This window comes from Paractinoplanes deccanensis (assembly GCF_016862115.1).
Classification (GTDB): Bacteria; Actinomycetota; Actinomycetes; order Mycobacteriales; family Micromonosporaceae; genus Actinoplanes; species Actinoplanes deccanensis.
In genome coordinates this window covers 17,021-35,363 of record NZ_BOMI01000155.1, presented here as the reverse complement: position 1 = coordinate 35,363, position 18,343 = coordinate 17,021, and the positions used below count along the sequence as shown (strand labels likewise).

Genomic DNA, 18,343 nt, shown 5'->3' with positions numbered 1-18,343 from the left:
GGCAGAGCCGGCCCCCGAGGCAGAGCCGCGCCCCCGAGGCAGAGCCGGCCCCCGAGGCAGAGCCGAAAACACGAACGGCGCGCCGGGATGGAGATCCCAGCGCGCCGTCCGGCGAAGCGACCTTACTTGGCGGCCACCACGTTCACCGGGAACGTCGCGGTCACCTCGGGGTGCAGCTTGACCTGCACGTTGTACGAGCCCGTGGTCTTGATGTGACCCGGGAGCTCGAGACGGCGCCGGTCGAGCGACGGACCGCCGGCGGCCTTGACCGCGTCGACGATCTCGGCCGGGGTGATCGAGCCGAACAGGCGCCCGCCGTTGCCGGAGCGCGCGCTCAGCGTGACCTTGAGGCCGGCCAGCTGGCCCTTGACCTCGTTCGCCTGGCCCAGGTCGCGGATCTCGCGAGCCTCGCGGGCCCGCTTGATGACCGCCACCTGCTTCTCAGCGCCCTTGGTCCACTGGATCGCGAAGCCCTGCGGGAGCAGGTAGTTACGGCCGTAGCCGTTCTTGACCTCGACGATGTCGCCGGGGGTGCCGAGACCCGACACCTCCTGGGTGAGGATGATCTTCATATCGGTGATCCTCCTCAGCGCGCCGTCGCCGTGTACGGCAGAAGCGCCATCTCACGGGCGTTCTTGACCGCGCGGGCGATCTGCCGCTGCTGCTGGGACGTCACCCCGGTGACCCGGCGGGCACGGATCTTGCCCCGGTCGGAGATGAACTTGCGCAGCAGCGCGGTGTCCTTGTAGTCGATGTAGGTGATCCCGTCCTTGTCGAGCGGGTTCACCTTCTTCTTCGGCTTGCGAAGCGCCGCAGCCTTAGCCATTGCTCTTACTCCTGAACTCGGTAAGCCCTGGAAAACGGGCTAGAAGGGAGGCTCGTCGTCGAACGAGGAGTTGCCGCCGCCGGAGCGGCCGCCGGCCGGAGCAGCCGTCGCCCACGGGTCGTCGAAGTTGTTGCCTCCGCCGCCACCGCTGGACTGCTGACGGTTGCCACCGCCACCGGAGGCGCCGAAGCCGCCACCCCCGCCGCCACCGCCGGAGCGGTTCATCCGCTGCACCTTCGCCGTCGCGTACCGCAGCGACGGGCCGATCTCGTCGACCTCGAGCTCGTAGACGGTGCGCTTCTCTCCCTCGCGCGTCTCGTACGACCGCTGGCGCAGCCGGCCCTGCACGATCACCCGAGTGCCGCGCTGCAGCGACTCGGCGACGTGCTCGGCGGCGTCACGCCAGATGTTGCACGCGAGGAACAGTGGCTCGCCGTCTTTCCACTCGCCCGACTGCCGGTCCAAGGTACGCGGCGTGGACGCGATGCGGAACTTGGCAACCGCCGCACCCGACGGGGTGAAGCGCAGCTCGGGGTCGTCGGTCAGGTTGCCGACGACCGTGATGGTGGTTTCTCCTGCCATGATCTTCTCCTCGCCGCAGTTCTCGTTCGTAGGAGGTTGTCAGAACCCCCTGACAAAAACGAGTCAGCGGGTCTCGGGCCGGATGACCTTGGTACGCAGGATGTTCTCGTTGAGCCGCAGCTGACGGTCCAGCTCGGCGACGGCCTCGGGGGTCGCCTGAAGGTCGACGACGGCGTAGATGCCCTCGGCCTTCTTGTTGATCTCGAACGAGAGCCGGCGGCGGCCCCACACGTCGAGCTTCTCCACCGAGCCACCCGCGGTCCTGATCACGTTCAGGTACTGATCGAGCGACGGGGCCACGGTGCGCTCCTCGAGCGAAGGGTCGAGGATCACCATGAGTTCGTAATGACGCAAGACGTTCTCACCTCCTGTGGGCTGAACGGCCACGGTCTCTCCGTGGCAGGAGGTCTTGTGTCGATCGCACGGAAAAGCCGTGGGCAGTCCCACGGCTGGTCACACTGCGAACCGAGCAAGCATACCCGCGACCGCGCCCGTCACAAAAAAGAAGGACCCCGCCCGTGGACGAGGTCCTTCCTGGTGGAGCCGCGGGGCGCCCGTTCCGCTTTCGCTGGGTGGGACCTGGGGAGGAACGACCACACCGATGAGGTTGGACGCGGCCGCCCCGCGGAGCTTGTGGCCGAAAGCCTACGCCAGTTTTGCCCGATTTGCACGTTGCGACACGATAGCCCGAATAGTCGCCACGCCGACTCCCACGACACAGACCGCGGCGATCAGCGCCAGCAGCCCGATCGGACCCCCGTCGCTCATCGGCGCCATCGTCGCCACGGGCTCCGCCGCGGCGACCTCCGTCGGGCCCGGGCTGGGTGCCGCCGGTCCCGCCGTCACCGGTTCCAGGTCGATCTGCGGTACGCCGGTGAGCACCGCGCGCTGCTCACCGGGCGGCATGCCCGCGAACCCGGGTGCGGCGCTTCCCCCCGTACCCGCAGGAACCGTGCTCTTGATCTTGGGACGTGGTGCGGCCGTGCCACCGTGCGGCATCGACTGGACGGCAGCGGTCGCGGCCTGGGTGACGACCGAGCTCCGAGGCCCCACGGGGCGGCGCGTGCCCGGACGGGAGGCCGCGGAATTCACCCTTGCGGGGCGCACGCCGGAGGCGGCGGAATCGGACATCCCGGCGCCCGACGGCTCCCTCGACCCGGACGGCGCCATCGAGACGGGCTCCGGACCGCCGGACGAGGGCGCCGGGATCGGATCGGGCAGCGCCGCGGCCGGCGCCGAGGACTGCGCGGTGACCAGCATCGGGACGGCCTGGTCACCGATCGGGCAGTTCGGCTCGAGCGTCACCGCTGTGGTGCCCCGCCGGAAGATCACGTCGGTCGCCGAGTCGTCCGGCAGCGTGCCCTTCGTGTCGCCGCCGAGCAGCAGCTTCGCGGCGTAGCCGGTGCGGTTGACCACCCGGATCGTGCTCTGCGCCGGCACCGTCATCGACTCGACGTCGGGCCGGGACCGGCACGACAGGCCGAGCATGCCGCCGCCCGAGAAGGTCACCTGCCGGGCGCCCTCGGGGATGCGCTGCGCGTTCGCGGTCCCGTTGACCAGCATCGGCGCGCCGAAGATCAGGCCGCTCAGCGCGATCGCCGTCACCCGCTGTCGGAACTGCCGCGACATGCACCATCTCCCAGACTCGTCACCGGCCGCAGCCGGTCCGTGAACGTGATCAATGCAGCTAACGAGTCCCGTGGGAGCACGGTGACGCGACCGAGAAAGTGTCGGACCCCCGTCGTAGTCTCGTCCCATGCGCATCGGAGCCCACGTCGATCCGACCGACCCCCTCGAGGCGGCACGCGAACGCGGCGCCGAGGCGGTGCAGTTCTTCCTCACCGACCCCCAGGGCTACAAATCGCCCAAACCGCGGGAGGACGCGGCGGCGCTGCGCGAGTCCGAGGTGGACATCTACATCCACGCGCCCTACATCGTGAACGTCGCCTCGCCCAACAACCGCATCCGCATCCCGAGCCGCAAGCTGCTGATGGCGCATGCCAAGGCGGCCGCCGAGCTCGGCGCGAAGGGCCTGATCGTGCACGGCGGCCACGTCGGCAAGGACGCCGACCTCACTGCCGGTTTCGACAATTGGCGCAAAGCTTTCGAATACGCCGAGTCCGACGGCGGCCTCCCGCTGCCGATCCTGATCGAAAATACGGCCGGCGGCGACAACGCGTGCGCCCGCCGCTTCGACGACCTCGCCCGCCTGTGGGACGCGGTCGGCTCGTTCGGCGCGGGCTTCTGCCTGGACACATGTCACGCGTTCGCCGGTGGTGAAGATCTGGTCGGCATCGTCGACCGGGTCAAGTCGATCACCGGCCGCATCGACCTGATCCACGCCAACGACTCCAAGGGCGGTTTCGACTCCGGCCAGGACCGCCACGACAACCTCGGCAATGGCAAGATCGACCCCGAGCTCGTCGTGGCCGCGATCCGGGCCGCCGGAGCGCCGGCCGTCGTCGAGACGCCGGGCGGCGCCGAGGGCCAGACCGCGGACATCACTCTCCTTCGGGAGCGGACGGGTCGCTGACGCGCCGGCAGCACGGGGAGGGTCATGACCAGCGAAGAGCCGAGGCGCTCCACCTCGCCGCCGGCCGAGACATTGCGGCCCGCGGTCCCGGCCGAGACCTTGCGCCCCGCGGTCCCGACCGAGACCTCGCGGCCCGCGGTGCCGGCCAAGACGAAGCCGGCCATCCCAAAGCCGGCCACGCCTGAACCAGCCACGCCCGAGCCAGCCGCGCCCGAGCCGGCCACACCCGAGCCAGCCACGCCCGGGCCGGCCGCGTCCGAGGCAGCCATCCCCAAGCCGGACAGTCCTGAACCGGCCACCCCGAGGTCGGCCTCGCCCGGCTCAGCCACTCCGAAGCCGGCCAGCCCTGACTCAGCTACCCCGAACCCGGCCAGCCCCGAGTCAGCCACCCCGAACCCGGCCAGCCCCGAGTCAGCCACCCCGAACCCGGCCCGCCCCGAGTCAGCCACTTCTAAGTCGGCCATCCCGCGGCAGGCGGGGCCGGCGCGGGCTTCCGCGACGGCCGCCGATGGTGCACCGGCAGCGGCAAAAGCCGCCACAGCTACCAGAACGGATCTCGAGCCGGCTAAGGATCCGGCCGCCAAGACCGATCAGAAGCCGGCTAACGATCCTCCTCTGGCGGCAGCAAGTCCACAAAAGACCGTCAAACCGGTCGAACCGCTTCCCACCGAGCGTCCACCCGGCGTCCCGCCCGACCCGTGGACGGCCTTCGCGACCGCCACCGAGCGTCCACCCGGCTGGTTCAGGCGCACCACGCGCGCCGGCCTCCGCTCGCTGATCCACGAATACGCGCTGGTGATCTACAGCGGTGTGCTTCTCGCCGTGGCCCTGACCTGGCCGACGCTGCGCTACCCGCTGCACACGCTGCCGCAGGACATCTGGGACCCGTCGCGCCAGGCCTGGCAGATTGCCTGGAGCGGCCACATCCTGCTGACCGACCCGGCGCGGCTCTGGCAGTCCAACGCCTTCTATCCCGAGACCAACAGCTTCGCGTGGGGCGACAGCCTGCTCGGCTACGCGCCGTTCGGCTTCTTCGGCGAGGGCCCGGTCGCGGCGGTCCTGCGTTACAACATTCTCTTCGTCCTGGCGCACGCGCTCCTCGCCATCGGCGGCTACGCGCTCGTCCGCCAGCTCGGCGCAGGCCGCACCGGCGCCGCCGTCGCCGCTGTCGCTTTCGCGTACGCCCCCTGGCGCCTCGCCCAGGAGGGCCACCTCGACATCGTCTCCGCCGGCGGCATCCCACTTGCCCTGGCGATGCTGGCCCGCGGCCACGGCTGGTCGCTGCGGCGCGGCTACCGCCCGCACCGCCGCCACGCCGGCTGGGCCGCCGCCGGTTGGCTCGTCGCGCTCTGGCAGGTGAGTCTCGGCTTCTCGCTGGGCGTGCCGTTCCTCTACGTCCTCGGCCTCATCCTGCTGGTGCTGATCGTGGCCGGGTCGTTCCGCTGGCTCCGTCGTCCCGCCGACCGCCCGGTCCTCGGCTGGCGGCTGCTGCTCACCGACGCGCTGGGCGCGCTCATCCTGACCGGCGTCACGGCCCTGATCGCCTTCCCCTACTTCAAGGCGCCCGCCGGCGGACCCGCCACCACCGAGATCGCCTTCTACTCGCCCCCGCTGCGCAGCCTGCTCATCGGCCCCGCCGAGTCACGCATCTGGGGCGCGCCCCACCAGGTGCCCCGCTCGTCGCTGAGCTGGCCCGCCGAGATGGGCCTGCTGCCCGGCTTCGTGCTGTATGCGCTGGCCCTGGCCGGCCTGGCCTTCTCGATCTGGACGCTGCGCCAGCGCCTGCTCCTGCTGGCCGCGCTGGTGGTCACGATCGTCCTGACCCTCGGCACCAACTTCTTCGGCGGCCGCTGGACCTATCTTCCGCTCTTCGGCCACCTGCCGGCCTCGATGGAGCTGCGCATCCCGGGCCGCCTCACCCTCTGGACGACCCTGTTGCTGGCGATCCTGGCAGCCGGCGCCGTCGCCGAGTTCGTCCGCCGAGCCGAACAACTCGCCGCCCTGCGCATCCCACCGTGGCCGGGCCCGTGGCTGCGCCTGGCCACCTTTGTCCCGCTGCTGCTGGTCCTGCTCGAGGGCTGGAACGCCACGGCCCACCCGGTCGTGCCCACGCAACCCTTGGCCATGCGCACGGTCACCGGCCCCATGCTGGTCCTGCCCACCAGCGCCCTCACCGACCAGACCATCATGCTGTGGTCCACCAGCCGCTTCCAGCCCATGGCCAACGGCACCGGCGGCTTCGCCGCCGCCCGCCAAACCGTGCTGCGCCGCAACGTGGAGTCCTTCCCCTCCACCGAGACCATCCAATACCTACGGTCGCTCCACATCGACAAGGTCCTCCTGCTCCGCGCCCAGGCCGTAGGCACCCCCTGGGAACGAGCCGGCGACATCCCCGTCGACGCCCTGGGCATCCGCCGCGAAGACCTGGACGACGCCGTCATCTTCTACCTGACCGACCCCACCACCCCGCCCGCCGGCTCACCGACACCGTCGACCCCCGGCAGCTCCTTCGCGCCCGCCATCCCCGGCAGCTCCTACGCCCCTTCCGCCCCGGCCGGCTTCTTCGCGCCTTCCACCCCCGCCGGCTACCCACCACTCCCCACAAGCAGCCCAACCCTGCCCACCGCCACACCGACCACCACGGCCCCCACTCTCACCGCCCTCAGATAGCCCCGTTCGGCTCACCAGCCAGCAAGGCCATAAACGCCGCCGCACCCGACCCGAAATCAGCAAGCCGGTCCCTCCAGGACAGCGCGAACACGGGCCAGCAGTCGGCGCCGACAGTCGACGATTGCGTTCGACGCGTGCGTTCGACGGCTTTACGTTCGGGCGAGGATCCACGTCACCGTCGGCTTTTGCCGTCGGCGTCGGCGTCGGCGGTCAGGATCGACGGTCGGCCGGCACCAGTTGGCGGTCAGCGGCCTAAGGCGCGGGCACTGCGTGCGGCGATCACCCATCGCTTGGGCCTGGTCCGCGGCATCTGGGCGGGCGCCGACGACATTGCGGTCACAAACGGCGGAGAACAGGGTCTTTGATCAACGCCAAAGGCGGCCGGGGGAGGGCTGACAGGTCGAGGCCGACGGCAGGCCGACGGCTCAGCTTGGTCTCCGATGAACCCATCGGGCTGGGCTGCCTGCCAAGACCAGGCCCAACCGATGCCGCAATCAGCGCGACCACCACGGCACGGCAACGGCAATGAAGAGCGCGACATCGACGGCGGTAAAGACGCGGAGCAGCGGGTCGACAACGCCGGCCCGCCCGGCGGCTTGAGCGGCGCGGACGGCGAGCCGGCCGTCAAACCTTGGCCGGCTCCAACGTAGGCGGGTCGGTCGGGGCCGGGCTGCGGTCCAGGCGGAACCTCCGGCGCAGCCCGGCGATCCAGGGAGCGTCCGGGCGGTTCAGCAGGCCGCCGTCGGGGTCGTCGGTGTAGTTCTGGCGGACCACGTCGAGGTCGGGCTTCCAGATTTCGCGGATCACCAGGCCGCAGAGGATGGCGACGGTGATCAGGCGGAGGGCGGAGGCCAGGACGAAGGTGCCTTCGGGGATCACCGGCTTGCCGCCGGCGCCCAGGAGCTCGGCGTAGAAGGCTGTGAAGTAGGCGAACTCGGCCACCGTCCACGCGATGATCGCGCCCCACTTCGGACGGGCGAGAACGATCAGGGGGAGCAGCCAGAGCACGTACTGCTGGGACCAGACCTTGCTGGTGAGCAGGAACGCCGCCACCACCAGGAACGCGAGCTGGGCCAGCCGCGGGCGGCGCGGTGCCAGCCAGGCGAGCACTGCGATGCCGGCGCAGGCCAGGGCGAACAACGCGTACGACACGTAGTTGAGGGTTGGCACGTTGTTGCTCAGCCACTGGAAGGGGCCCTGATCACCCGGGGTGCCGGCGAACCATTTGCCGTCGAGGTAGCGGCCGACGTACCAGAAGGTGCCCCAGTCGATCGGGCGTTCCTCGTTGAGCCGGAAGAAGCGCAGCCAGCTCTCCCTGTACCACCAGAAGACCGGGAAGTTGACCACGGCCCAGGTGAACGCGGTCGTCGCCGCCGCCCAGCACCAGGCTCGCAAGGTCTTGGAGCGCATCGCCAGCAGGAAGAGCGGGCCGATGATGAACAGCGGCCAGAGTTTCGCCGCCGCGCCGAGGCCCAGGAAGACGCCGGCCCACGCGGGGCGCTCCTTGGCCCACAGGTAGAGGCCGATGGCGGCCAGACCGATGGCGAGGAAGTCCCAGTTGACCGTGGCGGTGAAGAAGATGATCGGGGAGACCGCGAAGATCGCCGCGTCCCAGGGGCGCCGGCGTCGCAGCGCGAGGATGACCGCCGCGGTCACCACGGCGAGCGCGGAGAGCACGAGCGCGTTCGCGTTGTAGAACCAGCGGCCCTGGTTGATGTCGGGGTGCGATTCGCCGTACGCGTGGACGGGCAGGCCGAGCGCGCCCATCAGGTAGCCGGTGACCACCGGGTATTCGACCTGGTGGTCCACGTACGGGACCTTGCCCTCGTTGAGGCCCTCGGCGTAGTAGAGCGCGAGCACATCGGTGTAGCAGAACCTCGTGTACTGGATGTTCTGCTGCCAGTCGCCGCTCTGACAGGGCGACTTCTGCACCCAGGAGAAGGCGAGGGTGAGGCACGTCAGCGCGAGGATGATGCGGCTGGCCGTCCAGAACCGGCCGGGCCGGGCGCCGGGGCGCACCGCGTGGGACCCCAGCGGGCCGCCGATCGCCTGGGAGAGGCCGCGCACGAAGCCGTCCGACGTCGCCGTCGCGCTCGGCTCGTCGGGGCGGTCGATGTCCTCGGGCGATTGCGTGCTCATGTCATGGCATCATGCCGTACTCCGCAGCACGGATCGGTCACGACCTACGACCAATATCGTCCGAAACCGCGGAAAGGCGAAACCGGCGCGCACCCCGCGTGGGTGCGCGCCGGTCGTGGCTTCTAGCCGGCCGGGCGGCTAATCGCCTTGTGTTGTCGGGAAGGTGGTGTTGCCACCACCGCCGGCGTCGCCACCACCGCCGGGGTTGCCGCCTCCGGTGTTGCCACCGTTGTTGCCCGGGTTGCCGCCGTTGTTCTGGCCGTTGTTGTTGTCGCAGGTGCCGATGAAGCCGAGGACACAACCCTGGTTGGGGTCGGTCTGCTGCACCGGCGGCGGCGGGGGCTCCTGGCCGTTGGCGTACGGGCTGTCCGGGTTACCGGTCTCGACCCGCTTCGGGAAGTCCTCGTTGTCCCAGTTCATGGCCGCGGCCGAGGCGTCGAGGAACTTCTTCCAGATCTTCGACGGCGTGCCCGCGCCGAACATGTCCTTGTTGCCGTCTTTGAGCTCGACCTTGTTGTTCTTGCCGCCGACCCAGACCGTGGCCGCCAGCTGGGGGATGCCGCCGACGAACCAGGTGTCACCGCTGCCGCCGTTGAACTCCCACGTACCACTCTTGGCGATGGACTCGCGGCCGCCCTTGAGGTCGCGGTCGTCGACCTTGACGATCTCGGCCATCACGCCCTGGAGGTTCGACATCTGGGCCTCGTCGAAGACCCGCTTGCCGGCGCTCTTCTGGCCCTTGATGATCGTCACCTTGCCGGTGTCCGCGTCGACCTTGCGCACCTCCTTAATGAAGTGCGTGTCGTTGCGCACGCCGCCGTTGACGATCGTGGCGACGCCCTCGGCGTGCTCCAGCGGCGGAACGCGGTACTGGCCGAAGGCGACCTCGTTGTCGAAGTTCTTCTTCCAGGTGGCCGCGTTGGTCTTGGTCAGGTCGATGGCGTCGCCCTTGTCCGGGAACATGTGCTGCACACCGGCGTCGACGGCGGCCTGGATGACCTTCTCGCGGCCGATGCCGTCGGCGATCCAGTAGAACGGGAAGTTGTACGACTTGATCGTCGAATACTCGAGATCGCAGTACTTGATCTTGCCCTTACAGATGGCCGAGTCCTCGGCGCCGGCGTTGCTGATCTTCTTGCCGTTCGGCCGCGTCTTCGTGCCGTCCCAGGTCGTCTTGAAGGAGATGTCCTCCTTCAGGCCCGCGGCCAGGGTGTAGAGCTTGAACGTCGAGCCCGGCGACTGCCCACCCGTGATCTTGAGGGTCTGGCCGTCCATGTAGCCGCCGTAGTCCAGCCCGTTCGGATCGTCGCCGGCGTAGTAGCCGAGCACGGCGCCGGTCTTCGGATCGATGCCGATCACGGAGGCCTGATACGTGGCGGGCTTGGAGTGCATCGGCGACGTCTCGCTCTTGCGCGAGCCGGCCTCCTCGGCGGCCTTCTGCACCGCGGGGTTGATCGTCGTGGTGACGGTCAGGCCGCCCTTGTCGAACTCCTGCTGGCTGATGCCCATCTCGGCGAGCTCGGCCCGCACGTGGCGCATGACCACGCCGACCGGTCCGCTCGTGGCCTTGCTGGAACCGGCCTTGGTGACCGGCTTGACCTTGGGGTACTTCCGGGCGTCGTACTCCGCTTGAGTGATCCACTTCATCTCAAGCATGTTCTTCATCGTGTATTCCCACCGGTCCTTGGCGGCGGCGAGGTTGTAGTTCGGGTCGTAGCCCTTGTGCCCCCCACTGGGATCCGGTTCCGGCTGCTTGATGATCGAGGCGAGGACCGCGGCCTCGTACGGCGTGATCGCGCCCTTCTGCCCCGCCGGCGTCAGCACCGACTTGCCGAAGTAGCCCTGCGCCGCGGCCTCGATGCCGTACCTGCCCTCACCCAGATAGATGTAGTTCAGGTACATGCCCATGATCTGGTCCTTGTTGTACTGGCTCTCCAGCTTGCGCGCGATCACCGCCTCCCGCAGCTTGCGGTTGATGCTGATCGCCTTCAGATCGGCCGCATGCCTCGCGTACTGCTGAGTGATCGTCGACGCGCCCTGCGTCGCGCCGCCGGTGAAGTTGTTCCACGCGGCGCGGACGATGCCCTTCATGTCGATGCCGTGGTGCGAGTAGAAGTTCTTGTCCTCGGCAGCGGCGACGGCGTGCTCGACGACCTTGTTGATCTTTGCCTCGGGCACGACCGTGCGGTTCTGCTCGCCGAGCTTGGCGATCGTCGCGCCGGTCGAGTACTTGATGACGTTGGACTGGTCCTCGGTCACCGGCGGCGGCAGGTCGACGTCGTCGAAGAAGTAGGTGCCGCCCACCACGCCGGCGCCGAGCAGGATGACCAGCACGGCGGCCGCGGCGGTGAGGATGTTGGTGCGGCGACGGCGCTTGGCCGCCTTGGACTTGTCCTTGCCGCGACCGGAGCGACCCCCGCCGATGGCGCCCTCGTCGCCGGGCGGGACGGGGCGGACCGCGGCCCGCGCCGTGGCGCCGGCCGCGCCGACGCGGGCCGCACCGACCGAGGCGCTGCCCACCGACGCGCGCCCCGGAGTGGCGGACCCCACAGCGGCGCTCCCCACGGAGGCGCGCCCGGCGGAGGCCGAGCCGACGGAGGCGCTGCCCACCGACGCGCTGCCGGCGACCGACGCGCGGCCACCCGCGCCCCGGCGGTAGGCGTCCGGCGCCGGCCGGGCCGAGGCCGAGTACGAAGAGGACTGGTCGTCGTCAGGCGTGGAGCTCGCGGACCCGGGCACCCGGGCCCGGGCGCGCGAAGACTGCGGATCGCCGTACGAGTTCATGCGGTCACACCTCGGTCGCGGAGGCGCATACAAAAGGAGCCCTGGAGGGGCCCCCGATGCGTGCGCCACGAGCGGACGATTTGGGCTGCGTACCGGCAGCCGCCCTGTCGGATGTCGTGAATGACCGAACATGGCGCTGGATGCGCGGTTCGGTCGGGGTCGTGCTCACGGTAGCCGGATCGAGCCACGTCATCGGCGGCCCTCCCAGCGGGGTGACGAACCTGGCTCGCGGTGGCGGCCCGCGGTGGACGAGGCTGCGACGGCCTCGACCTGGTCAAGCTCGTCGGCGGTGAGCGCGTCCCGGCCCAGGAGGTACTGCTGGGTCAGGTGATTCCACGCGCAGGACTGGCACACCTCCACGACGAACACCTGGAACTCACGCAGCGTCATCGCCAGGACGGGCAGCTCGGCGAGCTTGCGTGCCTGGCCGGCGGACTGCTTGAGCTCATCGCCATAGATGTAGTGCACGAGGGTCAGATTGTCGCGGCGGCAGATCGGGCAGCGGTCGTCGGTCGGCTCGCCATGGAACCGAGCAGCGCTTTTGAGGTACGGCGAGGCGTCGCACACCTCGAGCGTCCCGATCTTGCCGTTGTGCACGTCACGCAGCACTGCCCGCTTCTGTAGCGAGTAGTCCACCACCTGCCGCTGCGTGCGCATGGCGAAGAGAGTACGCGGTCCGAGAGGAAGCGGCGATATCCATCACGGAGCGTGGCGCGGCGGTGGCTCACTCGTGAACAGCTTGCACAGTTTTGCGGACGGATCTACGGTAGCGATGTATCGGGCCGATACATCGAGACACAGGGTGAGGGGGTGGGCCGTGTTGGAACTGGCGATTCTCGGCCTCCTCCAGGAGACCCCGATGCACGGGTACGAGCTACGCAAGGAGCTCGCCACCAAACTCGGCACGATCCGCGCCGCGATCAGCTACGGCACTCTCTACCCGACGCTCAAGCGCCTCAAGACAGCCGGCTTCATCACGGAATCCGCTTCCGATCCGTCGATGATCCCCCCGATGACCAGCAAACGGGGACGAGTTGTTTACAAGATCACTGCGGAAGGCAAGGAGCGGTTCGCCGACCTTCTCGCCCAGGCGGGCCCGGAGACGTACGACGATGCCGGCTTCGGTGTTCACTTCGCCTTCTTCTCGCGAACCGATCGCGCCACCCGGCTGAGGATTCTCGAGGGCCGCCGCCGCCGGATCGAGGAGCGCCGGGAGGGCCTGCGCGACGTGCTGTCCCGCGCCGCCGGCCGGCTCGACGCCTACACGCTTGAACTGCAACGCCACGGACTGGACGCCTGCGAGCGCGAGGTCCGCTGGCTGGAGGAGCTCATCACCAACGAGCGCTCCGGCCGCGCCCCGGCGGCATCCGCCGGGACCTTCGACGTCCCCGCCGCTGAGCCCGCACAGGAGCGCACGGCCGCGGACTCACCCCAAGAACCCCCGCGTCCGCACAAGGACCGGCCGTGATGAACAAGGAGGCAAACGCGATGGGCTCCGTCCGCGTCGCCATCGTCGGTGTGGGTAACTGCGCCTCGTCCCTCGTGCAGGGCGTGGAGTACTACAAGAACGCCGACCCCAACGACCGCGTCCCGGGTCTCATGCACGTGACCTTCGGCGACTACCACGTTTCCGACGTGCAGTTCGTCGCGGCGTTCGATGTGGACGCCAAGAAGGTCGGCATGGATCTCTCCGACGCGATCAACGCCAGTGAGAACAACACCATCAAGCTGACCGACGTGCCGCCGACCGGCGTCACCGTCCAGCGTGGACCGACGTTCGACGGTCTCGGCACGTACTACCGCGAGATCATCGAGGAGTCCTCGGTCGAGGCGGTCGACGTCGTGCAGGCGCTGAAGGACGCGCAGGTCGACGTGGTCGTCTCCTACCTGCCGGTGGGCTCCGAGGAGGCCGACAAGTTCTACGCCCAGGCCGCGATCGACGCCGGCTGCGCCTTCGTCAACGCGCTGCCCGTCTTCATCGCCTCGAACCCCGAGTGGGCGCAGAAGTTCACCGACGCCGGCCTGCCGATCGTCGGCGACGACATCAAGAGCCAGGTCGGCGCCACGATCGTGCACCGCGCCCTGGCGAAGCTCTTCGAGGACCGCGGTGTCGAGCTGCTGCGCACGTACCAGCTCAATTTCGGCGGCAACATGGACTTCATGAACATGCTGGAGCGCAACCGCCTGGTCTCCAAGAAGATCTCGAAGACCCAGTCGGTGACCAGCCAGATCCCGCACGAGATGGTCAAGAGCGACGTGCACATCGGCCCGTCGGACCACGTGCCGTGGCTCGACGACCGCAAGTGGGCGTACATCCGCCTCGAGGGCCGCTCCTTCGGCGACACCCCGCTCAACGCCGAGCTCAAGCTCGAGGTGTGGGACTCCCCGAACTCGGCCGGCGTCATCATCGACGCCGTCCGCGCCGCGAAGATCGCCAAGGACCGCGGCATCGGCGGCCCGATCCTCTCGGCCTCGTCCTACTTCATGAAGTCCCCGCCGGTCCAGTACAACGACCACGACGCCAAGGAGGCCGTCGAGGCCTTCATCCGCGGCGACATCGAGCGCTGACCAGCAGCAGCGCATCTGACTGAAAGGCCGGCCCTGCACGGGCCGGCCTTTTGTCGCTCAGCGGGCACTCATGAATGGCTTCAGACGCTCCGCGACCGCCGCTGGATCGTTCAGCCGACCGTCGCGAATCTCCTGGACGATGATCATGCGGTCTTGAGGCGATACCGTGAGCCGCAGTGAATCCCGACTCGCCAGAGCGGCAGCGGCGCGCCACCCGAAACCGGCGTTCCACATGTCCAAGGGCTCCCAGCGCACGATCGCATGGAGCAACGCCGCTACACGTTCAGCAGGGTCCTTGAGAAGCACACGATCCATGATCGTCGCGTCTGGGCGAGCCGCGGCCGAGTAGAGGACCGTGCCGTCGCGCACCCGGGTGAGTGGGCCGGTTGACTCACCGATGAGCAGTATGAGGTCCTCGGCATCGATCGAAGCGGTCATCGGTCGCCCAGCTCTCGGTAGAACTCCGCGTTTTCTGCCTCTTCTCGGCGAACGATGCGAGCGATCCTCTCTCGGCGCTCTCGATTGCGGTGGAGAAAGTCAGCGATCCTTTCCGGGTCCTCGTCGAGGAGGTGGCACAAGCGTTGTGAGGCATCGGCGCGCACGTCTGGCGTAGTCATAGAACGTTTGTACCCATGACTATAGGCGTGGGTCAACCCCAGGCGCGTGCCAACGCGACCCTGGCCTCCAGCTCCAGCAGCTTGCGCTTGCGGTCGAGCCCGCCCCCGAAACCGACCATCTTGTTGCCCGCGCCGACGACCCGGTGGCAGGGGACGATCACGGGGATCGGGTTGTGGTTGCAGGCCGTGCCGACGGCACGGGCCGCGCCGGGGTCGCCGAGGGCGGTGGCGATCGCGCCGTACGTGATCATCTCGCCGTAAGGGATGGCGGCGATCTCGGCCCAGACGGCACGCTCGAACTCGGAGCCGCCGCGGAACTCGAACGGGACCGTGAAGTCGGTGAGCTCGCCCGCGAAGTAGGCCTCGAGCTGGGACAGGGCCGGATGGTCACCGGACGGCCCCGGGCGCGCGCCGAAGCGCACCCCGACGACGGTGCCGCCCTCGACGGCGACGCCGAGCGGGCCGATCGGCGAGTCGATGACGTACATGCGCCCATTCTGCGCCGGGGGTACGACAACTTCGCGGATCCATGCAAGCCTTTGCGGCCGCCAGGCGTCATACCCGGGGGAGGTGGCGTGTGAAGCAGTCGCTGGAGGCGGAGTTCACCGCGTTCGTCGCGGAGCGGGGGCAGGCCCTGCTCCGCATCGCCCACGCGCTGACGGGGGACCACCGCACCGCGGAAGACCTGGTGCAGGGCGCGCTCGCGAAGGCGTACGCCCGCTGGCCGCGCATCCACGGGGACGCGGAGGCGTACGTGCGGCAGATCATCTACAACGACCGGGTCTCCGGCTGGCGCCGCGCCGGCCGATCGCGCGAGTACTCCGTCGCCGAGGTGCCCGATCACCCGGTCCGGGAGCAGGACATGGCCGGGCGGATAGCGCTGCGCGAGGCTCTGCTCGCCCTGCCCGCCCGGCAGCGGGCCGTGCTGGTGCTGCGCTATCTCGAGGACCGCACCGTCGAGGAGACCGCCGAGGTGCTCGGTTGCCGTCCGGGCACGGTGGCCAGCCAGGCCTCACGGGCGCTCGGGAAGCTCCGTGCGGCGATGAGTGTCGAGTGGATGGAGGCCTCGCGATGAGCCTGGAGGAGGGCGTGCGCGCCGCCGTTCACGATCTCGCCACGAGCGCTCCCGTGCCCGTGGACCTGGCCGGAGCCGCGCGAGTGCGGGGGCGCAAGATCCGTCGCAGGCGGCGGGCCGGCATGGCAGCGGCGGCGATGGCGCTCGTGGCGGTGGCCGTCACCCCGTACGCGATCGGAAAAAGGCACGAAGCGCAACCGGCGCCGGTGGGGCCGACCCCAGTGCCCAGCGTGGCCACCACGGCTTCAGTGCGCCAGACCGCGGCGGCGAAGGACTGGGCGAAGGCTCCGCTGAGGCTGCCGGGCGGCGCCATCATGACGGCGTTGACCAGGCGAGATGTCGGCGCGGAGAAATCACCGGCCCGGACGCTCCAGAGCGGCAACGTCGTCCTCGACCGGGCCACCGGGCGTTACGTGGCCCTGCGGGGCGACTACTACACGGTCTGGGGCGCGCCCAAGGTCAACCAGGGCGTGGTCAGCGACGGCGGCAACGGTCTCGGCATCCTCCACGCGGACGGCGGCATCCGGTGGGTGCGGATCGGCTACACGCTCGAACCGCAGTGGTCGCCGGACGGCACCCGGCTGCTGGTCTCGACCTTGCAGGGGTACGCCGTGATCGACGCCGCGACGGGCCGGGTGACCCGGCATGCCGTGCCCGGCGCGATGGCGGCCTGCCCGGACGAGTGCCTCTTCACATGGCTGCCCGACGGCAAGCGCGTCGCGATCGCCCGGCGCGACCTGACCGCGGCCCAGTCGGAGGCCGCTGCCGACACGATCCGCGAGGTCACCGTCTATGACTCGGCAACCGCCAAGGTGGTACGCACGCTGCCCGTCCCCGGTGTGCCGATCAGCGGCGCCGCGTGGTCACCGGACGGCAGGCGGGTGCTCGTGCAGGCCGCCGAGCTGGGCGGACGAGGCCGGCGGCTCGTGGACACGACGACCGGCAAGATCATCAAGGAGATCCCGTACGAGAACGCGCGGTTCCTCGCCGGCGGGCAGATCCTCGGCCTCTCCGACGAGCTGGCGACCCTCTACGACGCCGACGGCACGGTCGTGGAGGTGATGACGTTGCCGCGCGACTTCAAATATCGCGTGGTGTCGGCTAGCTAGTGGGAAGGTGCCCGTTGTCGCGGGCCCACTTGTAGAGCTCGGCCTCGGCCTCGTCCCGCGTCAGCGGACCGCGGTCGAGGCGCAGCTCCTTGAGGAAGCGCCAGGCCTGGCCCACGATCGGGCCGGGCGGCACACCCAGCAGCTCCATGATCGCGTTGCCGTCGAGGTCGGGCCGGACCCGGGCGAGGTCCTCCTCGGCGGCGATCCGGGCGATCCGCTCCTCGAGCGCGTCGTAGTCGGCCGCCAGGTTGGCCGCCTTGCGCTTGTTGCGGGTGGTCACGTCGGAGCGGGTCAGCTTGTGCAGGCGCTCGAGCAGCGGGCCGGCGTCGGTCACGTAGCGGCGCACCGCCGAATCGGTCCACTCGCCCCGGCCGTACCCGTAGAAGCGCAGGTGGAGAGCGACCAGCTCGACCACATCGGCGATGACGTCCTTGGGGTACTTCATCGCCTTCATGCGCTGCTTGGTCAGGCGCGCGCCGACCACCTCGTGGTGGTGGAAGCTGACCCGGCCGTCGCGGCCGACGGCCTTGGTGGCCGGCTTGCCGACGTCGTGCATGAGCGCCGCCATGCGCAGCACGAAGTCGGGGCCCTCGTCACCCTCGAGGCGCATCGCGTTGGCGACCACGATCAGCGTGTGCTCGTAAACGTCCTTGTGCTGGGCGTGCTCGTCGATCTCGAGCTTGAGCCCGGAGATCTCGGGAATGAAGCGGTCGGCCAGCCCGGTGTCGACCAGCAGCCGCAGGCCGGCGATCGGGTCGGCGCCGCACATCAGCTTGGTGAACTCGTCGCGGATGCGCTCGGCGGTGATCCGGTCGAGGTCCGCCGCCATGTCGGTCATGGCCGAGATGACCGCCTCATCCACTGTGAACTCAAGCTTCGCCGCGAACCGCGCCGCCCGCAGCATCCGAAGTGGATCATCGCCGAAGGACTGCGACGGGGCGGCCGGCGTGCGGATCACCTTTGCCGCGAGGTCGTCCAGGCCGCCGTACGGGTCGGTGAACTCGTGCCCCGGCAGCGACACCGCCATCGCGTTGATGGTGAAGTCGCGCCTTTCGAGGTCGTCCAGCAGCGACGTCCCGTATTCGACCACCGGGTTGCGCGTGACCCCGTCGTACGCCTCCGCCCGGAATGTCGTGATCTCGATCCGGAGGCCGTTCTTCTGGATGCCGATCGTGCCGAACTCGCGCCCGGTCTCCCAGATCGCGTCGGCCCAGCCCTGCACCACCGCGAGGGTCTGCTCCGGCCGCGCGTCGGTGCAGAAGTCGAGATCGTCGCCGAGCCTGCCGAGGAGGGCGTCCCGCACGGAGCCGCCGACGAGATGCAGCTCGTGTCCGGCGTCGCCGAAGCGGCGCCCCAGCTCGTCCGCGAGGGGGGACACCCGGAGCAACTCGGCGACCGCCTTCTGCTGGGCGGAGTTCAGTACAGACATGGGGTCACCAG

16 protein-coding genes and 1 pseudogene are annotated in these 18,343 nt (G+C 69.5%); 6 read left to right on the top strand and 11 right to left on the bottom strand.

The window, feature by feature from the left end; genetic code table 11:
• Positions 1 to 122: 122 nt before the first annotated feature.
• The 5 genes from rplI to Ade02nite_RS38120 form a co-directional block, all read right to left on the bottom strand.
• Positions 123 to 572, bottom strand: a complete 450-nt coding sequence (gene rplI / locus Ade02nite_RS38140; RefSeq protein ID WP_203774517.1) for a 50S ribosomal protein L9 — start codon at positions 570 to 572, stop codon at positions 123 to 125.
• A 14-nt stretch (positions 573 to 586) separates the two neighbouring features.
• A complete protein-coding gene (gene rpsR / locus Ade02nite_RS38135) occupies positions 587 to 826 on the bottom strand; it encodes a 30S ribosomal protein S18 (protein WP_007073789.1) in 240 nt (79 codons plus the stop codon).
• A 39-nt stretch (positions 827 to 865) separates the two neighbouring features.
• A complete protein-coding gene (locus Ade02nite_RS38130; protein ID WP_203774515.1) occupies positions 866 to 1,408 on the bottom strand; it encodes a single-stranded DNA-binding protein in 543 nt (180 codons plus the stop codon).
• A gap of 63 nt (positions 1,409 to 1,471) precedes the next feature.
• Complete coding sequence (gene rpsF, locus Ade02nite_RS38125; protein WP_097325510.1) at positions 1,472 to 1,762, bottom strand: 30S ribosomal protein S6; 291 nt, start codon at positions 1,760 to 1,762, stop codon at positions 1,472 to 1,474.
• 291 nt (positions 1,763 to 2,053) lie between these two features.
• Positions 2,054 to 3,037, bottom strand: coding sequence for a hypothetical protein (locus Ade02nite_RS38120; RefSeq protein ID WP_203774513.1), 984 nt, complete (start codon positions 3,035 to 3,037; stop codon positions 2,054 to 2,056).
• Positions 3,038 to 3,164: 127 nt separating this feature from the next.
• Between Ade02nite_RS38120 and Ade02nite_RS38115 the strand changes: the two genes are divergently transcribed.
• On the top strand, positions 3,165 to 3,941 hold the full coding sequence (locus Ade02nite_RS38115) for a deoxyribonuclease IV (RefSeq protein WP_203774511.1): 777 nt from the start codon (positions 3,165 to 3,167) through the stop codon (positions 3,939 to 3,941).
• A 267-nt stretch (positions 3,942 to 4,208) separates the two neighbouring features.
• Positions 4,209 to 6,392: pseudogene (locus tag Ade02nite_RS38110) on the top strand (hypothetical protein); the annotation flags it as partial.
• A gap of 843 nt (positions 6,393 to 7,235) precedes the next feature.
• Here Ade02nite_RS38110 and Ade02nite_RS38105 read toward each other — a convergent pair.
• From Ade02nite_RS38105 to Ade02nite_RS38095, 3 genes are all read right to left on the bottom strand, one after another.
• Positions 7,236 to 8,750 (bottom strand): glycosyltransferase family 87 protein, encoded by a 1,515-nt coding sequence (locus tag Ade02nite_RS38105; RefSeq protein ID WP_203774509.1) that lies wholly within the window; start codon positions 8,748 to 8,750, stop codon positions 7,236 to 7,238.
• Positions 8,751 to 8,888: 138 nt separating this feature from the next.
• Positions 8,889 to 11,534 carry a transglycosylase domain-containing protein gene (locus Ade02nite_RS38100; RefSeq protein ID WP_203774501.1) on the bottom strand — a complete coding sequence of 882 codons (2,646 nt, stop codon included), beginning with the start codon at positions 11,532 to 11,534 and terminating at the stop codon, positions 8,889 to 8,891.
• A 189-nt stretch (positions 11,535 to 11,723) separates the two neighbouring features.
• Positions 11,724 to 12,191 (bottom strand): DUF5318 domain-containing protein, encoded by a 468-nt coding sequence (locus tag Ade02nite_RS38095; protein WP_203774491.1) that lies wholly within the window; start codon positions 12,189 to 12,191, stop codon positions 11,724 to 11,726.
• A 160-nt stretch (positions 12,192 to 12,351) separates the two neighbouring features.
• Here Ade02nite_RS38095 and Ade02nite_RS38090 point away from each other — a divergent pair, with 160 nt between their 5' ends.
• Together Ade02nite_RS38090 and Ade02nite_RS38085 are read left to right on the top strand one after the other, a co-directional pair.
• On the top strand, positions 12,352 to 13,002 hold the full coding sequence (locus Ade02nite_RS38090) for a PadR family transcriptional regulator (protein WP_203774527.1): 651 nt from the start codon (positions 12,352 to 12,354) through the stop codon (positions 13,000 to 13,002).
• Between the two features lie 20 nt (positions 13,003 to 13,022).
• Positions 13,023 to 14,102: an inositol-3-phosphate synthase gene (locus Ade02nite_RS38085; protein ID WP_203774525.1), complete on the top strand. Its 1,080-nt coding sequence runs from the start codon at positions 13,023 to 13,025 to the stop codon at positions 14,100 to 14,102.
• A gap of 57 nt (positions 14,103 to 14,159) precedes the next feature.
• On the opposite strand, the gene Ade02nite_RS38080 is transcribed toward Ade02nite_RS38085, so the two are convergent.
• A complete protein-coding gene (locus Ade02nite_RS38080) occupies positions 14,160 to 14,540 on the bottom strand; it encodes a hypothetical protein (RefSeq protein ID WP_203774489.1) in 381 nt (126 codons plus the stop codon).
• 211 nt (positions 14,541 to 14,751) lie between these two features.
• Complete coding sequence (locus Ade02nite_RS38075; protein ID WP_203774487.1) at positions 14,752 to 15,207, bottom strand: methylated-DNA--[protein]-cysteine S-methyltransferase; 456 nt, start codon at positions 15,205 to 15,207, stop codon at positions 14,752 to 14,754.
• 89 nt (positions 15,208 to 15,296) lie between these two features.
• Here Ade02nite_RS38075 and Ade02nite_RS38070 point away from each other — a divergent pair, with 89 nt between their 5' ends.
• Both Ade02nite_RS38070 and Ade02nite_RS38065 read left to right on the top strand, forming a co-directional pair.
• Positions 15,297 to 15,794: a SigE family RNA polymerase sigma factor gene (locus tag Ade02nite_RS38070; protein ID WP_203774485.1), complete on the top strand. Its 498-nt coding sequence runs from the start codon at positions 15,297 to 15,299 to the stop codon at positions 15,792 to 15,794.
• Positions 15,791 to 16,903 carry a TolB family protein gene (locus Ade02nite_RS38065; RefSeq protein ID WP_203774482.1) on the top strand — a complete coding sequence of 371 codons (1,113 nt, stop codon included), beginning with the start codon at positions 15,791 to 15,793 and terminating at the stop codon, positions 16,901 to 16,903. Before Ade02nite_RS38070 ends, Ade02nite_RS38065 begins: the two co-directional genes overlap by 4 nt.
• Here the strand turns inward: Ade02nite_RS38065 and Ade02nite_RS38060 are convergent.
• Positions 16,896 to 18,332, bottom strand: a complete 1,437-nt coding sequence (locus Ade02nite_RS38060) for a CCA tRNA nucleotidyltransferase (RefSeq protein WP_203774480.1) — start codon at positions 18,330 to 18,332, stop codon at positions 16,896 to 16,898. The genes Ade02nite_RS38065 and Ade02nite_RS38060 overlap by 8 nt on opposite strands.
• Positions 18,333 to 18,343: the final 11 nt, after the last annotated feature.

Bases quoted from the DNA above. Each gene is read 5' to 3' on its own strand.
- rplI (WP_203774517.1), bottom strand. From the start codon at position 572: ATGAAGATCATCCTCACCCAGGAGGTGTCGGGTCTCGGCACCCCCGGC.
- rpsR (WP_007073789.1), bottom strand. From the start codon at position 826: ATGGCTAAGGCTGCGGCGCTTCGCAAGCCGAAGAAGAAGGTGAACCCG.
- Ade02nite_RS38130 (WP_203774515.1), bottom strand. From the start codon at position 1,408: ATGGCAGGAGAAACCACCATCACGGTCGTCGGCAACCTGACCGACGAC.
- Ade02nite_RS38120 (WP_203774513.1), bottom strand. From the start codon at position 3,037: ATGTCGCGGCAGTTCCGACAGCGGGTGACGGCGATCGCGCTGAGCGGC.
- Ade02nite_RS38115 (WP_203774511.1), top strand. From the start codon at position 3,165: ATGCGCATCGGAGCCCACGTCGATCCGACCGACCCCCTCGAGGCGGCA.
- Ade02nite_RS38105 (WP_203774509.1), bottom strand. From the start codon at position 8,750: ATGAGCACGCAATCGCCCGAGGACATCGACCGCCCCGACGAGCCGAGC.
- Ade02nite_RS38100 (WP_203774501.1), bottom strand. From the start codon at position 11,534: ATGAACTCGTACGGCGATCCGCAGTCTTCGCGCGCCCGGGCCCGGGTG.
- Ade02nite_RS38095 (WP_203774491.1), bottom strand. From the start codon at position 12,191: ATGCGCACGCAGCGGCAGGTGGTGGACTACTCGCTACAGAAGCGGGCA.
- Ade02nite_RS38085 (WP_203774525.1), top strand. From the start codon at position 13,023: ATGGGCTCCGTCCGCGTCGCCATCGTCGGTGTGGGTAACTGCGCCTCG.
- Ade02nite_RS38080 (WP_203774489.1), bottom strand. From the start codon at position 14,540: ATGACCGCTTCGATCGATGCCGAGGACCTCATACTGCTCATCGGTGAG.
- Ade02nite_RS38075 (WP_203774487.1), bottom strand. From the start codon at position 15,207: ATGTACGTCATCGACTCGCCGATCGGCCCGCTCGGCGTCGCCGTCGAG.
- Ade02nite_RS38065 (WP_203774482.1), top strand. From the start codon at position 15,791: ATGAGCCTGGAGGAGGGCGTGCGCGCCGCCGTTCACGATCTCGCCACG.
- Ade02nite_RS38060 (WP_203774480.1), bottom strand. From the start codon at position 18,332: ATGTCTGTACTGAACTCCGCCCAGCAGAAGGCGGTCGCCGAGTTGCTC.